The sequence below is a fragment of the Pseudoalteromonas byunsanensis genome (genome assembly GCF_001854475.1).
Taxonomy (GTDB): domain Bacteria; phylum Pseudomonadota; class Gammaproteobacteria; order Enterobacterales; family Alteromonadaceae; genus Pseudoalteromonas; species Pseudoalteromonas byunsanensis.
The window spans coordinates 166,985-182,847 of sequence record NZ_MNAN01000031.1 but is presented as its reverse complement, the minus strand read 5'-3'; the positions used below and the strand labels follow the sequence as shown (position 1 = coordinate 182,847).

The 15,863-nt window shown below is 40.1% G+C and carries 13 protein-coding genes; 10 read left to right on the top strand and 3 right to left on the bottom strand.

What is annotated here, in order from left to right; all coding sequences use genetic code 11:
* The first annotated feature begins 3 nt into the window (after positions 1-3).
* From wcaK to BIW53_RS11235, 3 genes are read left to right on the top strand one after another with little or no spacing between them, the layout of a single operon-like run.
* Positions 4-1,248, top strand: a complete 1,245-nt coding sequence (gene wcaK, locus BIW53_RS11245) for a colanic acid biosynthesis pyruvyl transferase WcaK (RefSeq protein ID WP_070991979.1) — start codon at positions 4-6, stop codon at positions 1,246-1,248.
* A gap of 2 nt (positions 1,249-1,250) precedes the next feature.
* Positions 1,251-2,486, top strand: coding sequence for a glycosyltransferase (locus BIW53_RS11240; protein ID WP_070991977.1), 1,236 nt, complete (start codon positions 1,251-1,253; stop codon positions 2,484-2,486).
* A complete protein-coding gene (locus tag BIW53_RS11235) occupies positions 2,476-3,774 on the top strand; it encodes an oligosaccharide flippase family protein (RefSeq protein ID WP_070991975.1) in 1,299 nt (432 codons plus the stop codon). Before BIW53_RS11240 ends, BIW53_RS11235 begins: the two co-directional genes overlap by 11 nt.
* A gap of 120 nt (positions 3,775-3,894) precedes the next feature.
* Here BIW53_RS11235 and BIW53_RS11230 read toward each other — a convergent pair whose 3' ends face one another.
* Genes BIW53_RS11230 through BIW53_RS11220 form a run of 3 tightly spaced genes read right to left on the bottom strand, consistent with a single transcriptional unit; the run spans position 3,895 to position 6,441 of the window.
* Complete coding sequence (locus BIW53_RS11230; protein WP_084228136.1) at positions 3,895-4,608, bottom strand: WecB/TagA/CpsF family glycosyltransferase; 714 nt, start codon at positions 4,606-4,608, stop codon at positions 3,895-3,897.
* On the bottom strand, positions 4,605-5,639 hold the full coding sequence (locus BIW53_RS11225) for a glycosyltransferase (RefSeq protein ID WP_070991974.1): 1,035 nt from the start codon (positions 5,637-5,639) through the stop codon (positions 4,605-4,607). Before BIW53_RS11225 ends, BIW53_RS11230 begins: the two co-directional genes overlap by 4 nt.
* A gap of 4 nt (positions 5,640-5,643) precedes the next feature.
* Complete coding sequence (locus tag BIW53_RS11220; RefSeq protein WP_217495711.1) at positions 5,644-6,441, bottom strand: glycosyltransferase; 798 nt, start codon at positions 6,439-6,441, stop codon at positions 5,644-5,646.
* Positions 6,442-6,969: 528 nt separating this feature from the next.
* On the opposite strand from BIW53_RS11220, the gene wecA reads away from it, so the two are divergent.
* From wecA to wecB, 7 genes are all read left to right on the top strand, one after another.
* The gene (gene wecA / locus BIW53_RS11215) at positions 6,970-8,016 is read left to right on the top strand and encodes a UDP-N-acetylglucosamine--undecaprenyl-phosphate N-acetylglucosaminephosphotransferase (RefSeq protein ID WP_070991971.1); all 1,047 of its coding nucleotides are present in this window, start codon (positions 6,970-6,972) and stop codon (positions 8,014-8,016) included.
* Between the two features lie 11 nt (positions 8,017-8,027).
* The gene (locus tag BIW53_RS11210; protein ID WP_070991969.1) at positions 8,028-9,212 is read left to right on the top strand and encodes a nucleotide sugar dehydrogenase; all 1,185 of its coding nucleotides are present in this window, start codon (positions 8,028-8,030) and stop codon (positions 9,210-9,212) included.
* Between the two features lie 211 nt (positions 9,213-9,423).
* Positions 9,424-9,900, top strand: coding sequence for a transcription/translation regulatory transformer protein RfaH (rfaH, locus tag BIW53_RS11205; protein WP_070991967.1), 477 nt, complete (start codon positions 9,424-9,426; stop codon positions 9,898-9,900).
* Positions 9,901-10,455: 555 nt separating this feature from the next.
* Positions 10,456-11,571 carry a polysaccharide export protein gene (locus BIW53_RS11200; RefSeq protein WP_070991966.1) on the top strand — a complete coding sequence of 372 codons (1,116 nt, stop codon included), beginning with the start codon at positions 10,456-10,458 and terminating at the stop codon, positions 11,569-11,571.
* An 11-nt stretch (positions 11,572-11,582) separates the two neighbouring features.
* Entirely contained in the window at positions 11,583-12,017 is a 435-nt protein-coding gene (locus BIW53_RS11195) for a low molecular weight protein-tyrosine-phosphatase (RefSeq protein ID WP_070991964.1), read from the top strand.
* 14 nt (positions 12,018-12,031) lie between these two features.
* Positions 12,032-14,266 carry a polysaccharide biosynthesis tyrosine autokinase gene (locus BIW53_RS11190; RefSeq protein WP_070991963.1) on the top strand — a complete coding sequence of 745 codons (2,235 nt, stop codon included), beginning with the start codon at positions 12,032-12,034 and terminating at the stop codon, positions 14,264-14,266.
* 440 nt (positions 14,267-14,706) lie between these two features.
* Positions 14,707-15,822, top strand: a complete 1,116-nt coding sequence (gene wecB / locus BIW53_RS11185) for a non-hydrolyzing UDP-N-acetylglucosamine 2-epimerase (RefSeq protein WP_070991961.1) — start codon at positions 14,707-14,709, stop codon at positions 15,820-15,822.
* Positions 15,823-15,863 lie beyond the last annotated feature (41 nt).

The following is a 15,863-nucleotide window of genomic DNA, read 5'->3' as shown; positions in this document are numbered from 1 at the left end:
AGCATGAAGCTATTATTAGTTGGGAATCATACGTGTGGTAATCGTGGTGATGCGGCTATATTGAGAGGGTTAATAGCCGAACTGAGAAAACAAGAACCAACTATTGAGCTTGATATCATTAGTCGTTTCCCGGTCAGCTCCAGCTTTTTACTTGGTGAAAAGGTGACTATGGATCAGCTTCATGCTTATCATGGTAGTGCAAACGGCTTCGTAGATAGATTATGGAAGCGTGTAAGCCAGCGTTTTCAATCATATCAGTTAGTCAACAAACTGAGTAAGCCGGTTAGTGCGTTACCTGAGCATATTCAGCAGCAGGTTGCACAATTGCAGCAATATGACGCTGTTATCCAAGTTGGTGGATCATTTTTTGTCGATCTTTATGGGCCTGCACAATTTGAACATGCAATCTGTGCTTTGTTTGCGAAAAAACCGTTGTTTATGTTGGGCCACTCAGTGGGTCCTTTTGAAAGTGAACGTTATAAAAAGCTAGCGTCAAAAGTGTTTAGTAAGGTTAACACACTTGCACTGAGAGAGTCGGTGAGCTTACAGCTCATGGAAGAGGCTAACATTGACACTAGTAAAGCTTCTGAAGGTGCGGATACTGCGTGGGTTGTGCCAAATAAAGCAGTTGCGATCCCTGAAGCATTAAGTCAATTGGTTGCAAGCAAACCTACCATTGCTATGACAATGAGGAAACTGGCTCCATTTGATAAAAGATTGGGAGTGACTCAGGAAGAGTATGAGATCAAACTAGCACAGCTCATTGATAGTTTAAATGACAAAGGATACCAGGTGTTGATAACGTCCACTTGTACGGGGATCGACAGCTACCAACGCGACGATCGTATGGTTGCGTTAACGGTCAAAGAGAAAGTTAAAAATCAAGAGCTTTGTCATGTGGTTATGGATGAGTTGAATGACGTAGAGTTAGGCAGTTTATTGAGCCTTTGTGAGTTGACCATAGGTACACGTTTGCACAGTGCTATCATTTCCATGAATTTTTCTACACCTGCAATAGCCTTGAATTATGAGCATAAATCCAAAGGCATTATGCAGCAATTAGACTTACCAGAGATGTCTATGGATGTAAGTAGTTTGTTTGATGGTACGCTACAAAGTGCCGTATTCAATAACTTGAATAATCTGGCGACACTCAAAGAAAACATGACTGTTAAAGTTACTCAAGAACGCGGTCGAGTTACAAAAATGGTTGAAAATACGCTAAGACAGATCAAGGAACAGGCATAGACATGAAAGTAACGTTTTTTCTTGGCCAGTTTCCAGTTTCATCAGAAACATTTGTCATAAGTCAGATAGTAGGCTTAATTGAGCGTGGTTTAGATGTAGAGATTGTCGCTATATCGCAAGGTGACATGACAAAGACCCACAGTCTAGTTGATAAATACAAGTTACTAGATAAAACAACGTACTTGACTCATGAAAATGCTAATCAATCTGCGCTTCAAGCTAAGTTAAGTCGTATCGGTGGGCTACTGCGACCAAGTCGATTACCAAAAATTTTGTCGGCACTAAACTACAAACAGTTTGGAATACATAGTAAATCATTACTGCTCCCAAGTATTGCAGGCAGAAACAGCAAGGTAATTAAATCCGACGTATTCATTGCACACTTTGGTACGGCTGGAGTCGTTGCAGAAAAAATGCGTCGTTTAGGCCTGCTAGAGGGTAAGATACTGACAATCTTCCATGGCGCAGATATTTCAGTCAAAGACATATTGAACACCTTCTCTAGTGATTACAAGCGACTATTTGTCTCAGGAGAGGGAATGTTGCCAATCAGTAACCTGTGGCAAAACAAACTGATTGAGCTTGGTTGTAGTGAGCAAAAAATAACCGTTAATAGAATGGGGATCAATGTTGAATTGTTCCGCTGCCGTGAGTTCGACAAGCCGTTATATCAGCCTTTAAGAATCATATCAGTAGCCCGTTTCATTGAAAAGAAAGGGTTGCAAGATGCCATCAATGCAATGCGATTGCTTAAAGAGCAAGGTGTTGAGTTTGAATATCAAATCGTGGGTGACGGTCCGCTAAAAGAAGATATTGTCGCACAAATAGAGGAATTGAAACTGAGTGAGGAAATCAAGTTACTAGGTTTTCAACCTCAAGAGCAAGTAACCACCTTGCTCGAAGCATCAGACGTCTTTTTGCTACCGTCGGTTGTTGCGAAAAATGGCGATATGGAAGGTATTCCAGTTGCTTTAATGGAAGCGATGGCCATGGGACTAATAACAGTATCTACATTCCACAGTGGAATTCCAGAGCTTATAAAGCATGAAGTTAGCGGTTTATTAGTTAATGAACGTTCACCCAATGAGCTAGCTCAGGTGTTGATAAATCTAAGTGCAAATTATTACCCCATAGCTACTATCCGAAAGAATGCCCAGCAAACGATTTATACTCAGTTTAATCAGAGTAAACTATATGATGAGTTAGCGGAAATATCGAAACAAACTCATGAGCGTTAAAAAGCAAGGAATTTGGATTTTAGGTTCCTCCGGTATTGCTGGAATAAGCCAGTTTCTAATTTATTTTTTGATAGCTTTTTATGGCAATGCAGAAGCATTGGGTATTTTAGCTATTATCAATATTGTTTTATCAATCGTTTTTTTGTTTCAGGATATGGGGCTTGCGAATTACTTTATTCACAAGCAGAACATTTCCTCATCTGAGAAAAATGCTCTGCATTTTATCAATCAAGGGTTAGGTATATCTGCAGCTGCCATGATGCTGGTGTTGGCATACCCAATTTCATTGTTTTACGATGAACCTTTAATAGGTAGTTATCTGCTAATTACCTCTGCCAATTTTATACTGCTAGGAGTGGGGGCACAGTACCAAGCTCACTATATCAAGGAAGGTCATAATGTAGCATTGGCCCAAATTGATATTCTCGCTAAACTGCTGTTATTGACTTGCACGTTTGCCTTTATTCAATTTAAGACTCCTGTGGTCCTTGCATACATATATGCGATCCTTATTGCGTCCGCACTGAGGGTGGGAGTAATGATACTCAGGGCACCCAAGGACTGGCATCCCTCATTCCATGTTGATTGGTCAATTGCTATACCGGCTCTAAAGTTTGGCAGTTATCAAATGGGTTCACAAGTAATAAATCAAGCTAAAACTCAGTTAGATCAAATTGTTATAGGGAAGTTGTTAGGGCTCGAAGCATTGGGCGTGTATTCATTCGCAAAAGAAATGGTGTTGCAACCCGTTAAGTTTGTCAGACCCCTGATCGCCAGAATGTTTTTTCCTGGTATTGCAAAGCTGCAAAGTGACGAAGATAAATTTACACTTTATCTAAATAGTTTTTTACTGAAGATATCCATGCTAAACCTTGGCATCTACGTAGCATTATATGTGGGGATATTGATAGTAAACGAATTCATGGGTATGGATAAATACGCCCAATTTTTGCCGATATTTTCTATCTTGATAATTATTGGGTTGCTTAGACCAGTTGGGAGTGTATTGGGTATGGCTGTCCAAGCGAAAGGGCTGGTGCATTATGAATTTTACTGGAACCTGATCACTTCCATTGTCAGCAGTATTACAATCATGACTATTGCCTTGGTGGGGGATATCTTCACATTTAGCTATGCAATGGCTGTTTTACAAGTGTTTTTAACATTGTTTGCGGTGATGTTCTTTGGCAGGTGTGGGGCAAAATGTACTGTGAAAACGACAGCGACAGTATTATTGGTTAATCTTGTGGCTTACGGATTAGCTTACTATACACATACGGTGTTATAGGGCTACTCGACCCTCTCTCAAGGTGTTTTATAGTAAAGTTGTAGGGCGGCTGAGTAGCTTTTCGTTATCGCCGCCTTACTAGTATACAAGCTACTTCAGGAGGTTATAGACCATACTAACTTATCGCTTTTTTATCATGTGAAAAAGGTAGCTAAATACAAACTTAGGATATTGACGTATAACTCTGTCACGCACATGTTTATGCATTACCATTCTTTGTAGCCAACGCAGCCCCAGTTTTTTGATTAATGGGTGGTAGTAATCCGGTTTAATAGACGTCTGTGTCAGGAACCCGCCGCAGGTGATAAACACTATTGGTTTAGATATATATTTCTTTGCTTCCACACAAAAATTCTCTTGATAAGGCGTTCCCATACCAACAATTACAACTTCCGCAGCTACCGCTTCAAGTTGTTTTGCCACCGAGGAAATATCGTCAATATAGCCATCTCGGTGATAAACTATATTTATCCCTGGATACTGTTGTTTTAATATCGTGACTGCTTTTTCGTTTTCCGATTCTTTGGCACCTATCACAGCTAACCTTTTGCTTTTATTTGTTATATATTCCAGAAAAGGCTTAGCCACCGAGCTGTAGTCAAAGCTAGCGCGTGATATTTTCGGCAAGAATAAATTGTGCAACTTACACAATAGAGCGCCATCAGAGAAGTAATAATCGATACCTTCGATAAGGTCGTCTCTCTTTTGAACTTCATAATATGAAAAGGGGTTCACAAAAGAAATGGCAACGGGCACTTGTTGTTCAAAGGCGGCATTTCTAATTTCAGTGAATTGTTCGCCTGAATATATTTTTTGGTTAAGAGAATGCTTCATAGTGAGTTAAATAAATTGTAGTAATTTTTAACCGCAGAGGTGAGTGTAAAGTTACTCACGTCAACAGAATGTTTGCCTTTTCCTTGCTCTATTTGCTGTATACATTTTGCAAACAGTTCTGTATCGCCAAAAGGCACCAAGTGGCCATACTTTCCAAATTGCGTTAACTCATCCGGCCCATAACGACAATCAAAGGTAACTATAGGTGTTTTTAGGTAGCTTGCCTCAACCAATACGGTTGGTAAGCCTTCCCAGCGAGATGTTAGCAAAATGGCTTTTGCATGCTTAATAAATTTATAAGGGTTGGTTGTCATGCCATGAAAAATAATCTGACGCTGTAATCCCTTATGGTGAACTAGTGCTTCTAGGTCATCTCTATCGGGGCCGTCACCAATAATAACGACTTTACAGTTTGGGTTGTTAAGCTTTATTACGCTATCAATAAGTAGATCATAACCTTTTTGATAATGGAGCCGCCCCACGCATACGTAATAATCTTGGTACTCGTGCTGTTCTTCATTTGCAAGCTGCTGTATATCATCACTTAAAACTGGGTTGTAAATACGCAGAGCATTCTTTTTGGAGCATACTTTAAGCTGAACAAGGTTGTTTAAAATCCCATCAGAGACACAGACTATACGATCCATTCTTCTATATAATAACGAAGCGGCAAGTCGCCTAACCAAATTAACAACTTTATTTTTTTCCGGCAGCTCAATGGGAACATGTTGAATTGCAACCATTTTGCATTGTGAAGAAAGTCCTAGGCCAAGTCTAGACAGACCACCTTTAGTAAAGATCACAACATCAGGCTGAAAATCTGCACTGTGCTGTTTGAAAGTTCTATGTGATGCAGCGGTGCAGCTAACTTCTACCAAAGAATCAAAATCATCTAGTAGCGGGCCGACCATTGATTGGCAACTCACTTCTATATTGCATTGATAACTTTGGACTAAGCCTTTTATCAGTTGCAACGTGACACGTTCAACTCCCCCAACAGTGAAGTTCTCTAATACGAATAGTAGCTTCATGGAATTAACGACCCATGATTAGTTTTAGGTTGTGGAGTATTGAGTATTTTAATATGGCCTTGTTCGCTAACAAAAGCTTTCTCAAAGGGATCCACTTGCCTTGGATAATTTTTTCCCAACATTGCATAGCTCGAATTTGTGAAGTGTTCATTAGGTGTCGGTGTTTATCAACAAATTGGTTAAATCCGATCAAACGATTTGGCGAACGAGTGATGCTAAAGCTTGCATCATTCTCATATTGAAGATACGTTGATGAAGGTAGTTTTAACCCCGTGCCATAGCGTGCAGTGAATCTTACCCAAGTGTCATAATCTTGCCATGCTTTGAATGATTTATCGAAACCGCCGATAGAGCGCAACTCATCAGTTTTGCAAAAAATTTGGTTCCCGACTTTATTTACAACCAGAAGATCCTGAAGATTTATTTCACCGATAAAGAATAGGTGATCTTTTTTGGTATTCCCTTTGCAGACTGTTACAGGGGTACATAAAAAGCTGTACTTATCTTGCCATGCACTAATAAATGAACTGAGTCTGTCTGGTGTGAATTCATCGTCATCATCTAAACCGGTTATAAATTCACCTTTAGCGTTGTTGATAGCTAAGTTTCTTGAAGCACATGCACCCTGTGGTGTTTCATGACGAAAGAAACGAATTTTTTCATTCTTTAAAGACTGTAAATAGTCATGTGTGCCATCTTTAGAGCCGTCATCGACAATGATCAATTCCCAATGTTCATAGGTTTGAGATAGTACACTACTTATAGCTCTTTTTAAGTCGCTCAACCTGTTGTGAGTTGGCATGTATATAGTGACTAGAGGGGAGTAGTTTGATTTTTTCACAGACTCAGTATGCATAGTTGGATGGGAACCATTATATTTTAAACGACTTGGACGAGCTTACTTTAAGGCACTTTTACCAAAGCTTGTTCATATTACAGTAGAAACAATCACCCCACTACCGTGCTGGTAATGTCTAGACTATCTATCTGCACAGCCGTTAATTATTACATATATAGTGATTTTGTAAATACCAGACTGATGTAAAAGGGACTGTGGAACATAAAAATCAACATATTACCTTTTTAACTATTTAGGTTACATAAATAACAATTAATAACATGTTTTTTCTTTATTTTTCGAAGTGTTTACGAGAATCTGTAGCTCGCAATTCATCGTGCATACGGCCTTATAATCGGCTATAATGCCTCAGTTTGGATCAAGAATGCTTAATTATCAACGTAAATGCGATCAATGACTGTAAACAGTCATATATCGACACAATACTTTAGAAGGTAGTGAATAAATTATGGTAAATTTGGGGAGTTATTAATGGAGCTCATGTTGGCTTTACTTTTTTCGTTTGCGGTGTCATTGGTTACGATTAGCTTGGTGCGACCTGTTGCTATTCGTTTCAATTTAGTAGATAAGCCGAATGAAAGAAAAAAACATGAAGGACATATCCCATTGATTGGTGGTATAGCAGTTTTTAGTAGCGTACTCGTTACCTCAAGTTTATTCTTGCCATTTAGTATTGAACTGGCGAGCTATTTGTTTGCTTCGGGTTTAATGGTGTTGATTGGTGTTATGGACGATAGGCACGATTTGAGTGTTCGTTTCCGCATATTTTTTCAACTTCTCGTTGCCTCGTTGATGATATTTTCAACCGAAAGTTACATCCAAAACTTGGGTAATTTGTTCGCTTTTGGCGATATACAGTTGGGTTGGGGTGGTGTCATATTCACCTACGTTGCAGTGATTGGGATAATTAACGCTTTTAATATGGTTGATGGTATCGACGGTCTTTTGGGTACAATGGCTATCATCACGCTTACCGCAATATCTGTTCTATTATTTATAAGTGGGCAAACAAGTATATTATCCATACTACTCGTCGTTGCATTAGTGCCGTACTTGATTTTTAACTTAGGGGTTTTTGGTACCCAATACAGAAAAATATTTATGGGTGATGCTGGTAGTATGTTTATTGGATTCACCATCGTCTGGTTGTTGGCAATAAATACACAAGGTGGTCAAAGCTCGTTTCGTCCTGTGACTGCATTATGGATAGTTGCAATTCCACTGATGGATATGGCCGCTATTATTGTTCGCAGAGTTAGAAAAGGGAAGTCTCCCTTTAGTCCAGACAGAGATCACTTACATCATATTTTTATAAGAGCGGGTTTTACGTCTAGGCAAGCTCTACTCATTATTTCAACAATTGGCGCTTTATTTGCGGCTATAGGTATAATGGGTGAAGTTTTTCAGATCGCTGAATCAATAATGTTTTTTGCTTTTATAGGCATATTTCTCATTTATAACTATGCCATCTTGCACGTTTGGCTAATTTTGAAGTGGTATAGAAAGCGCGCGGTATAAAGGTAAAAACCATGCAAATTACGGAATCATATAATATCACTGTTGTTGGGACGGGCTATGTAGGTTTGTCAAATGCTGTGTTGTTGGCCCAGCATAACAAAGTAGTGGCGTTGGATGTTGTAGCGGAAAAGGTTGAGTTATTAAACCAAAGAATCTCTCCAATTGAAGATGTAGAAATTTCAGCTTACTTATCAGAGCGTGAGTTACGTTTAGTTGCTACAACAGATAAGTCTATTGCATACAAAAATGCAGAAATAGTTATTGTCGCGACACCAACCGATTATGACCCAGATACAAACTATTTCAACACTTCTTCGATAGAAGCTGTTATTGAAGATATTAAAAAGTTTGCACCGTCCGCTGCTGTGTTTATAAAATCTACAGTACCAGTCGGTTATACAGAGAAATTTAAGGCAATGAGCGGCCTTGAAACGTTGATATTTTCGCCTGAATTTTTGAGAGAGGGAAAGGCACTTTACGATAACCTATATCCGTCAAGAATCATTGTTGGTGGCAGCTGTGAGAAAGCTAAAACATTTGCTCGTTTGATGGAGCAGGGAGCGAAGAAAACAGATATACCAGTATTGTTTACGGACCCAACAGAAGCCGAAGCAATTAAGCTCTTCTCCAATACCTATTTGGCTATGCGTGTAGCCTACTTCAACGAGTTGGACAGCTATGCGGAAGCGCACGGTTTATGTAGTCGTCAAATTATTGAAGGCGTAGGCTTAGACCCTAGAATAGGAAATCATTATAACAACCCGTCTTTTGGCTATGGGGGGTACTGCTTACCCAAAGATACTAAGCAGTTACTAGCCAACTATAAAGATGTGCCAAACAATATGATTGCAGCTATTGTGGATGCGAACACCACACGTAAAGACTTTATCGCAAACTCCATCTTAGCTAAAAACCCAGAGGTAGTTGGGATATATAGGCTAGTTATGAAGTCAGGCTCGGATAACTTTAGAGCCTCCGCAGTGCAAGGTATTATGAAGCGCATTAAAGCAAAAGGCGTGACCGTTATTGTCTATGAACCTAGCTTTGAAGGTGAGCATTTTTACCATTCTGAGGTCGTCACATCACTTGGCGAATTGAAAGAGCGTAGTGATATTATCATTTCAAATCGAATGGTGGATGAGCTGATGGATGTGCAAGATAAGGTCTATACTAGAGATATTTTCAGGTGTGATTAGGTAAAGAACAATTTCGGTATTATTTAGTGCTTGGCTATATTAAAGTTGTAAATATCACAATGAGTAGCAACGGTTGAAATGGTATAAGTTACATAGTTTTTCTACTGTGTGCTAAGCACTAATTTATTACTGATTCTATGGACACATGGTATGATTCACGTATAATCACTATCATTATTTGGAACCCGCATAGTTATCAATGGATTGTTGCATGGAACGCTGGTATTTACTCTATTGTAAGCCTAAACAAGAAGCCAGAGCTCACTCAAATTTATCTAATCAAGGTATTGAGTGCTGTTATCCTAAATACGCGATACGCAAAACTATAAACTCTTCACGAATAGAACAACCTTTGTTTCCTCGCTACCTCTTTGTGAAACTTGATCCATATTCAGTACATTTTTCCTCGGTAAAATATACCCGTGGGGTAACTGACTTTGTCCGTTACGGGAATGAGCTTCAAGTCGTTCCAAATGAGTTGGTTGAGCAACTCATGCAGCATAGTGAACATGAAACTAAGTGTGAGATAAAAGAAGGCGATATTGTGCAAATTACTGAAGGTTGCTACAAGGGTTTGCTTGCTATATATCAGCAGCCCGAAGGTGATATTCGCAGTGTACTATTAATTAAACTACTCAATCAGTATGCCTCAATTGTTGCAGATAATAGTTATATCCAAAAGGTTTAAACTTAAAAGTTAGTTTGTTGTGTTTTTTAATCAGCTCTTGATTTGTACCTTAAGTGAATTGCGATGATTGACTTTGAGCTTTGCTAAGGGCTTGGTAGTTATGGACTCAGACAGGCATTGGCAGATTTGAGCATTACAAAATTAATGACTTTTGCATATCTCTTTTAGTAGAGGATGCACTGGGGTAGTGAACAAGCATTACCATTAAGAATGATATATGTTGTAGCGTCAGCATGGATTTAAAAGTTAAAAATACTATCAGTGGTTGGGAACTGTGACCTAAGGGCGGAAGCGTGCCTCAAGGTTTGTGGAGCATAATCTTAAGTCCCAATAAATAGAATATTTTAATTTGCTAGTAGGTTTTATACGAGTTGGCTGTGACCAAGATTTTGAGTGGCAATTTAGTCCATAAATATAGGCTGTAATAGAGTTGGCGAAATAGTGCGCTTACTTGCGATTAACATTGGTGCATGGTTTAATTAGCCATCATAAAAAGGCGTTGCCGATATTTTAGTCAGTAACAATAATCAAGATTATAATTTTTGGGAAGATACGATGGCGCATAGCTGTAAAACGATCATTGCTTCTACGATATTGCTAGCAATGAGTGGGTGTACTTTAGTACCTGGCGGTCATTTTGAAGGGATTGGTTCTGGTGAGCAAACTGCAAATCTTGAACGGGATTTGGAAAAAGTAAATATTCACATCATTGACTCTCAACTTGTTCAAGAACATAAAATTAAAAAAGCAAAGCAAATAGATCGCTCTAAGCTTACCTCTGTTGATGTTTCTAGCTATGAATATCGTCTCGGTGTGGGTGATGTGATCACCATCGGTGTATGGGATCATCCAGAACTTACAATTCCTGCGGCTGTACAAAGAACGGCTGAGTTTGATGGTTTTAGGGTTCAAGCAGATGGTACGATTAACTTTGCATATGCACCAAAAGTTCCTGCTGCTGGTAGAACTGTGCATGAGCTTAGAAGTGATCTAGCTAAAAGGCTTAGTCGTGTTATCGAAGAACCACAAATAGACGTGAAAGTAGTGGGTTTTAAAAGCCAGAAGGCCTATGTAACTGGCGAAGTTTCAAAACCAGGCGTTTACCCAATTACAGAAACTCCTGTGACCTTGATAGATGCAATTAGCCAAGCAGGTGGCTTGACCGAAAATGCAGATTGGGAAACAGTCACATTTACTCGTGGAGACAAAACAGAAGTCATAAAGCTGGATGACTTCTACGCTGACGGTGATATCTCCCAAAACCGTTTATTGCAGCATGGTGACATTGTGCATATCAGCCGTAATGATAAACGTAATGTATATGTCCTAGGCGATGTCATTAGAGCGGGCAAAGTAGACGTTAATCGTTATGGCTTGAGCTTGGCTGAAGCGCTAACAGACGTTGGTGGTTTTAATGAACGCACTGCTGATGCAAATGGTGTGTTTGTATTGCGTAGACGTGACTTGCAAAAAGACGGTGTGTTAGCTGATGTGTATCAGTTACATGCAAAAAATGTAGCGTCATTAGTACTGGCTGAGCAATTTGAACTACAACCACAAGACATCGTCTATGTAACTAGCGCTCCGCTGGCTCGTTGGAACAAAGTTATTAGCTTGTTATTGCCTTCACTTTCGACAGTGGATGCACTTCAAGATATCGAAAATCAATAGTGTGAATGCTCATGTTTGATAGTGTGTTAATGGTATGTGCAGGTAATATATGTCGAAGTCCGACGGCAGAGTATCTGTTGAAAAGTAAATTGGCAGGTAAAAATGTTAAAGTGTCATCGGCCGGTTTAACTGCGTTAGAAGGAAAGTCAGCAGATGCTTTAGCGCAAGAGTTGGCTAAAGAACAGGGAATCGACATGAGCGAACATCAAGGTCGTCAATTAGGCGCGACCTTGGTGTCACAAAATAGTCTTATTTTAGTAATGGAACACAGACACCTCGAAGACTTGTGTAACCGTTACCCTCAAGCTCGTGGCAAAACTTTTTTGCTTGGCAAATGGATTGGAGATAAAGAAATTCCAGATCCATATCGCCAGTCAAGAGAGGCGTTCGAACACGTCTATGAGCTTATCGAAAGCGCCTGCGGCGCTTGGCAAAAGTATTTATAAGGAAACGTGGGTATATGAATGCTCAGCCAAACTTAATTTCTACGCAAAAGTCGCACAAAGAAGAATCTCAAGAAATTGACTTGATGGCCCTCTTTGGTGCATTACTTGATGCAAAATGGTTTATTTTAGGCGTTACTGCACTATTTATGTTGCTCGGTGTCGCATATGCAATTTTTAGCACGCCAATTTACCAAGCCACAGCGATGGTACAAGTTGAAGAGAAAGGCGGTTCAGTCCCCGGTTTTGACGATATGTCAGGTATGTTTGAGGGTACCTCCGCGGCGGTAACGGAGATTGAATTACTTAAATCTAGAAGTGTCATTGGTGAAGCGGTTGATACGCTTAATCTTGACATTGTTGTCGAACCCAAATTATTTCCGCTTTTTGGAGGTCGCAGTTATCGTAAGTTTGTGGCGCAAATGGAGGGAGAAGTTGCAGAAGCAAGCTTTGGTGCTGATTCATTTGCTTGGGGCGGAGAGAGGGTTGAAATACACCGTTTTAGAGTGCCTAACAGTGCAATAGGCCAAGAGTTTATTTTGCAAGCAAGAGCAGATGAATCATATGCTTTGTTGACAAGTGATGGTGACGAAGTGCTTGTGGGTAAGGTAGGGGCAGAGGTTAGACAAGGTCATTTTGAGCTTACTATAAAAACACTTATCGCGCGTCCTAGTACTGAATTTTCTATCCTTAAACGCAACCGTTTACAAACCATCCTTGACTTACAGAGCGCAATTTCAGCGTCTGAAAAAGGTAAAGACTCCGGTATTATTAATTTAGCACTTCAGGATAAAAGCCCTGATTATGCCGAGAAAGTGCTAGACAAAGTGGCTGGTATTTATGTGCGTCGCAACGTTGAGCGTAATAGCGCGGAGGCGCAGCAGTCTCTTGAGTTTTTAGAGGTGCAGCTTCCAGAAGTTAAACGTAACCTAGAACGTGCAGAAAAAGCCTTTAATGACTACCAAATTCGCCAAGAGTCCATTGATATTAGCCTAGAAACACAGGGCGTTTTAGAACAAATTGTAAAGCTAGAAACTAAACTGCAAGAACTAGAGCTAAAACGTCTTGAACTTGGCCGTAAATTTAAACGTGAACACCCAGCGTATCGCGGTGTTGTAGAGCAGATTGATACTGTAAAAAGCCAGCGCAATGAGCTAGCTGGAGAGGTTCAGGGATTACCAGAAACACAGCGAGAGTTGTTACGATTAAAGCGCGACGTTGAAGTAAATAATGAAATCTATACACTACTACTTGCTAAAACCCAAGAGCTAGATATCGTGCGTGCAGGTACAGTAGGTAATGTTCGAATTGTAGATTACGCTGAGGTTAATACTACACAGCCAGTTAAACCTAAGAAAGCATTGGTAGTCGTTATGGCTACTATGTTGGGTGGCATGCTTGCCATTGCCATTGTTCTTATCCAAAAGGCACTACACAAAGGCATTGAAGACCCAGGTGAAATTGAAGCATTAGGCTTACCAGTCTACGCTAGCGTACCGTTCTCTGAGTATCAAGTAAAACTAACCGGTTTTGCCAAAGCCCGAAAAGGTAAAGTTGCAAAAGCCAAATCAATATTGGCAGTAGACAATCCGGCGGACCTTTCTATTGAAGCACTTAGAAGCCTTCGTACAAGCCTTCACTTTGCTATGCTAGAAGCGAAAAATAACGTGATTGCGATCTCGGGTCCAAGCCCCGGAGTGGGTAAATCCTTTATTACTGTAAACCTCGCTACTGTTTTAGCGCAAAGTGGTAAGCGAATTCTTGTAGTCGATGCCGATATGCGTAAAGGTTACCTACAAACGCAGTTTGGTATGAAATGGGATAATGGTTTAAGTGATTACCTGTCGGGTAGGCTGAACCTGGCACAAGTCATTAAGCCAAGCCAAGTGGAAGGCTTGCATGTGATGACTCGAGGCCAAATTCCACCGAACCCTTCTGAGCTGCTAATGCATGAAAACTTTAGTAAATTGATTGGTGAAGTGAGTAAAATGTACGACTTAGTCATTGTTGATACTCCACCAATTTTAGCGGTAACAGACCCTGCAATTGTTGGCGCTCATGCAGGTACAACTTTACTTGTTACACGCTTTGGTCAAAACCATATCAAAGAGCTAGAAATTACGCGAAATCGTTTTGAGCAAAATGGTATTGATGTAAAAGGGGTGGTATTCAACGGTGTTGTTCGTAAATCAACCAATGCCTATGGTTACTACGGCTACTACAACTACGAGTACAAATCAGATAAAGCATAGCAGGTTATGTCGCTGCAACCCGTAGCAGCGACTTTACGTTACGACTCGTAGCAGCGACTTTATGTCGCGACCCGTAGCAACGACTTTATGTTACGACCCGTAGCAGCGACTTTATGTCGCGATTCGTAGCCGCGAGTTTATGCTACGACTCGTAGCAACGGCTTTATGTTATGACCAATAAGATGAGTTGTTATTGTGAGACATAGGGCAAGCCGAAGTTAGTGCAACATAAAGACTCAATGTGTATAAAGTGGCATTATGTTGAGATTGAAAGATAACCAATCAAGGTTACTCAACTGCGAATTTAATTCGTAGAATAATAGCTCTGCACGAAAGGTATAGGGCGTTATGAATAGGGAGGCTGAATAATACAAGTAAAGCCTCCTAATATCCAATCGGCATTTCTAAATAAACCAGCAGAAAAAATAAAGGGACACTCTGTGAAAGTACTTACAGTATTCGGAACAAGACCAGAAGCAATTAAAATGGCACCTTTAGTACACGCTCTAAAGCAAGATGTACGCTTCGATGCCAAAGTATGTGTTACAGCACAGCACAGAGAGATGTTAGATCAGGTTTTAGAGTTATTTAAAATTACACCTGACTATGATTTAAACCTAATGAAAGCAGGGCAGACGCTACCAGAAGTGACAAGCCGAATTTTATTAGAGCTTACTCCAGTACTTAAAGAGTTTAAGCCAGATGTGGTCTTAGTACATGGCGATACTGCAACCACATTTGCAGCAAGCTTAGCCGCTTATTATGAACAAATTTCAGTTGGTCATGTCGAAGCAGGGTTGCGTACAGGCAATATATACTCTCCATGGCCAGAAGAAGCAAACCGCAAGCTTACAGGGGCGCTTACCAGATATCACTTTGCTCCCACTGAGACCTCTAAACAAAACTTGCTAGTTGAAAATTACCATGATGAAAATATATTTGTTACGGGTAACACAGTGATCGATGCTTTGCTAATGGTTAAGCATCAAATAGAAACAGACTCCGATCTAAGCAATACTCTAGCTGCACAATTCCCCATGTTGGATGAGAGCAAAAAGCTTATCTTAGTTACAGGTCACCGAAGAGAAAGCTTTGGTGGTGGATTTGAGCGTATTTGTGAAGCTCTGGCTAAGACTGCAAAAGCGTATCCAAACTGCCAAATCCTATATCCAGTGCATTTAAATCCAAATGTGCAAGAGCCAGTTAATCGCATTTTAAGCGATATTGACAATGTTCACTTAATAGAACCTCAGCAATATTTGCCTTTTGTTTATTTAATGAATAGAGCACATGTTATTTTAACAGACTCTGGTGGCATTCAAGAAGAGGCGCCCAGCCTCGGCAAGCCGGTTTTAGTTATGCGCGATACCACTGAGCGTCCTGAAGCAGTAGAAGCTGGGACAGTAAAGTTAGTCGGGACTGATGTAGCAGCAATCACCGCTTCTTTAGAACAATTGCTAATTAATGAGAAAAGCTACGAGCAAATGAGCAGAGCCCATAACCCTTATGGTGATGGAAATGCATGCAAAAGAATCTGCGATATTTTAGCTAAATAAACACCAGTAAGCAGTTTTAAACTTCAAGATTTTCAAAGGGA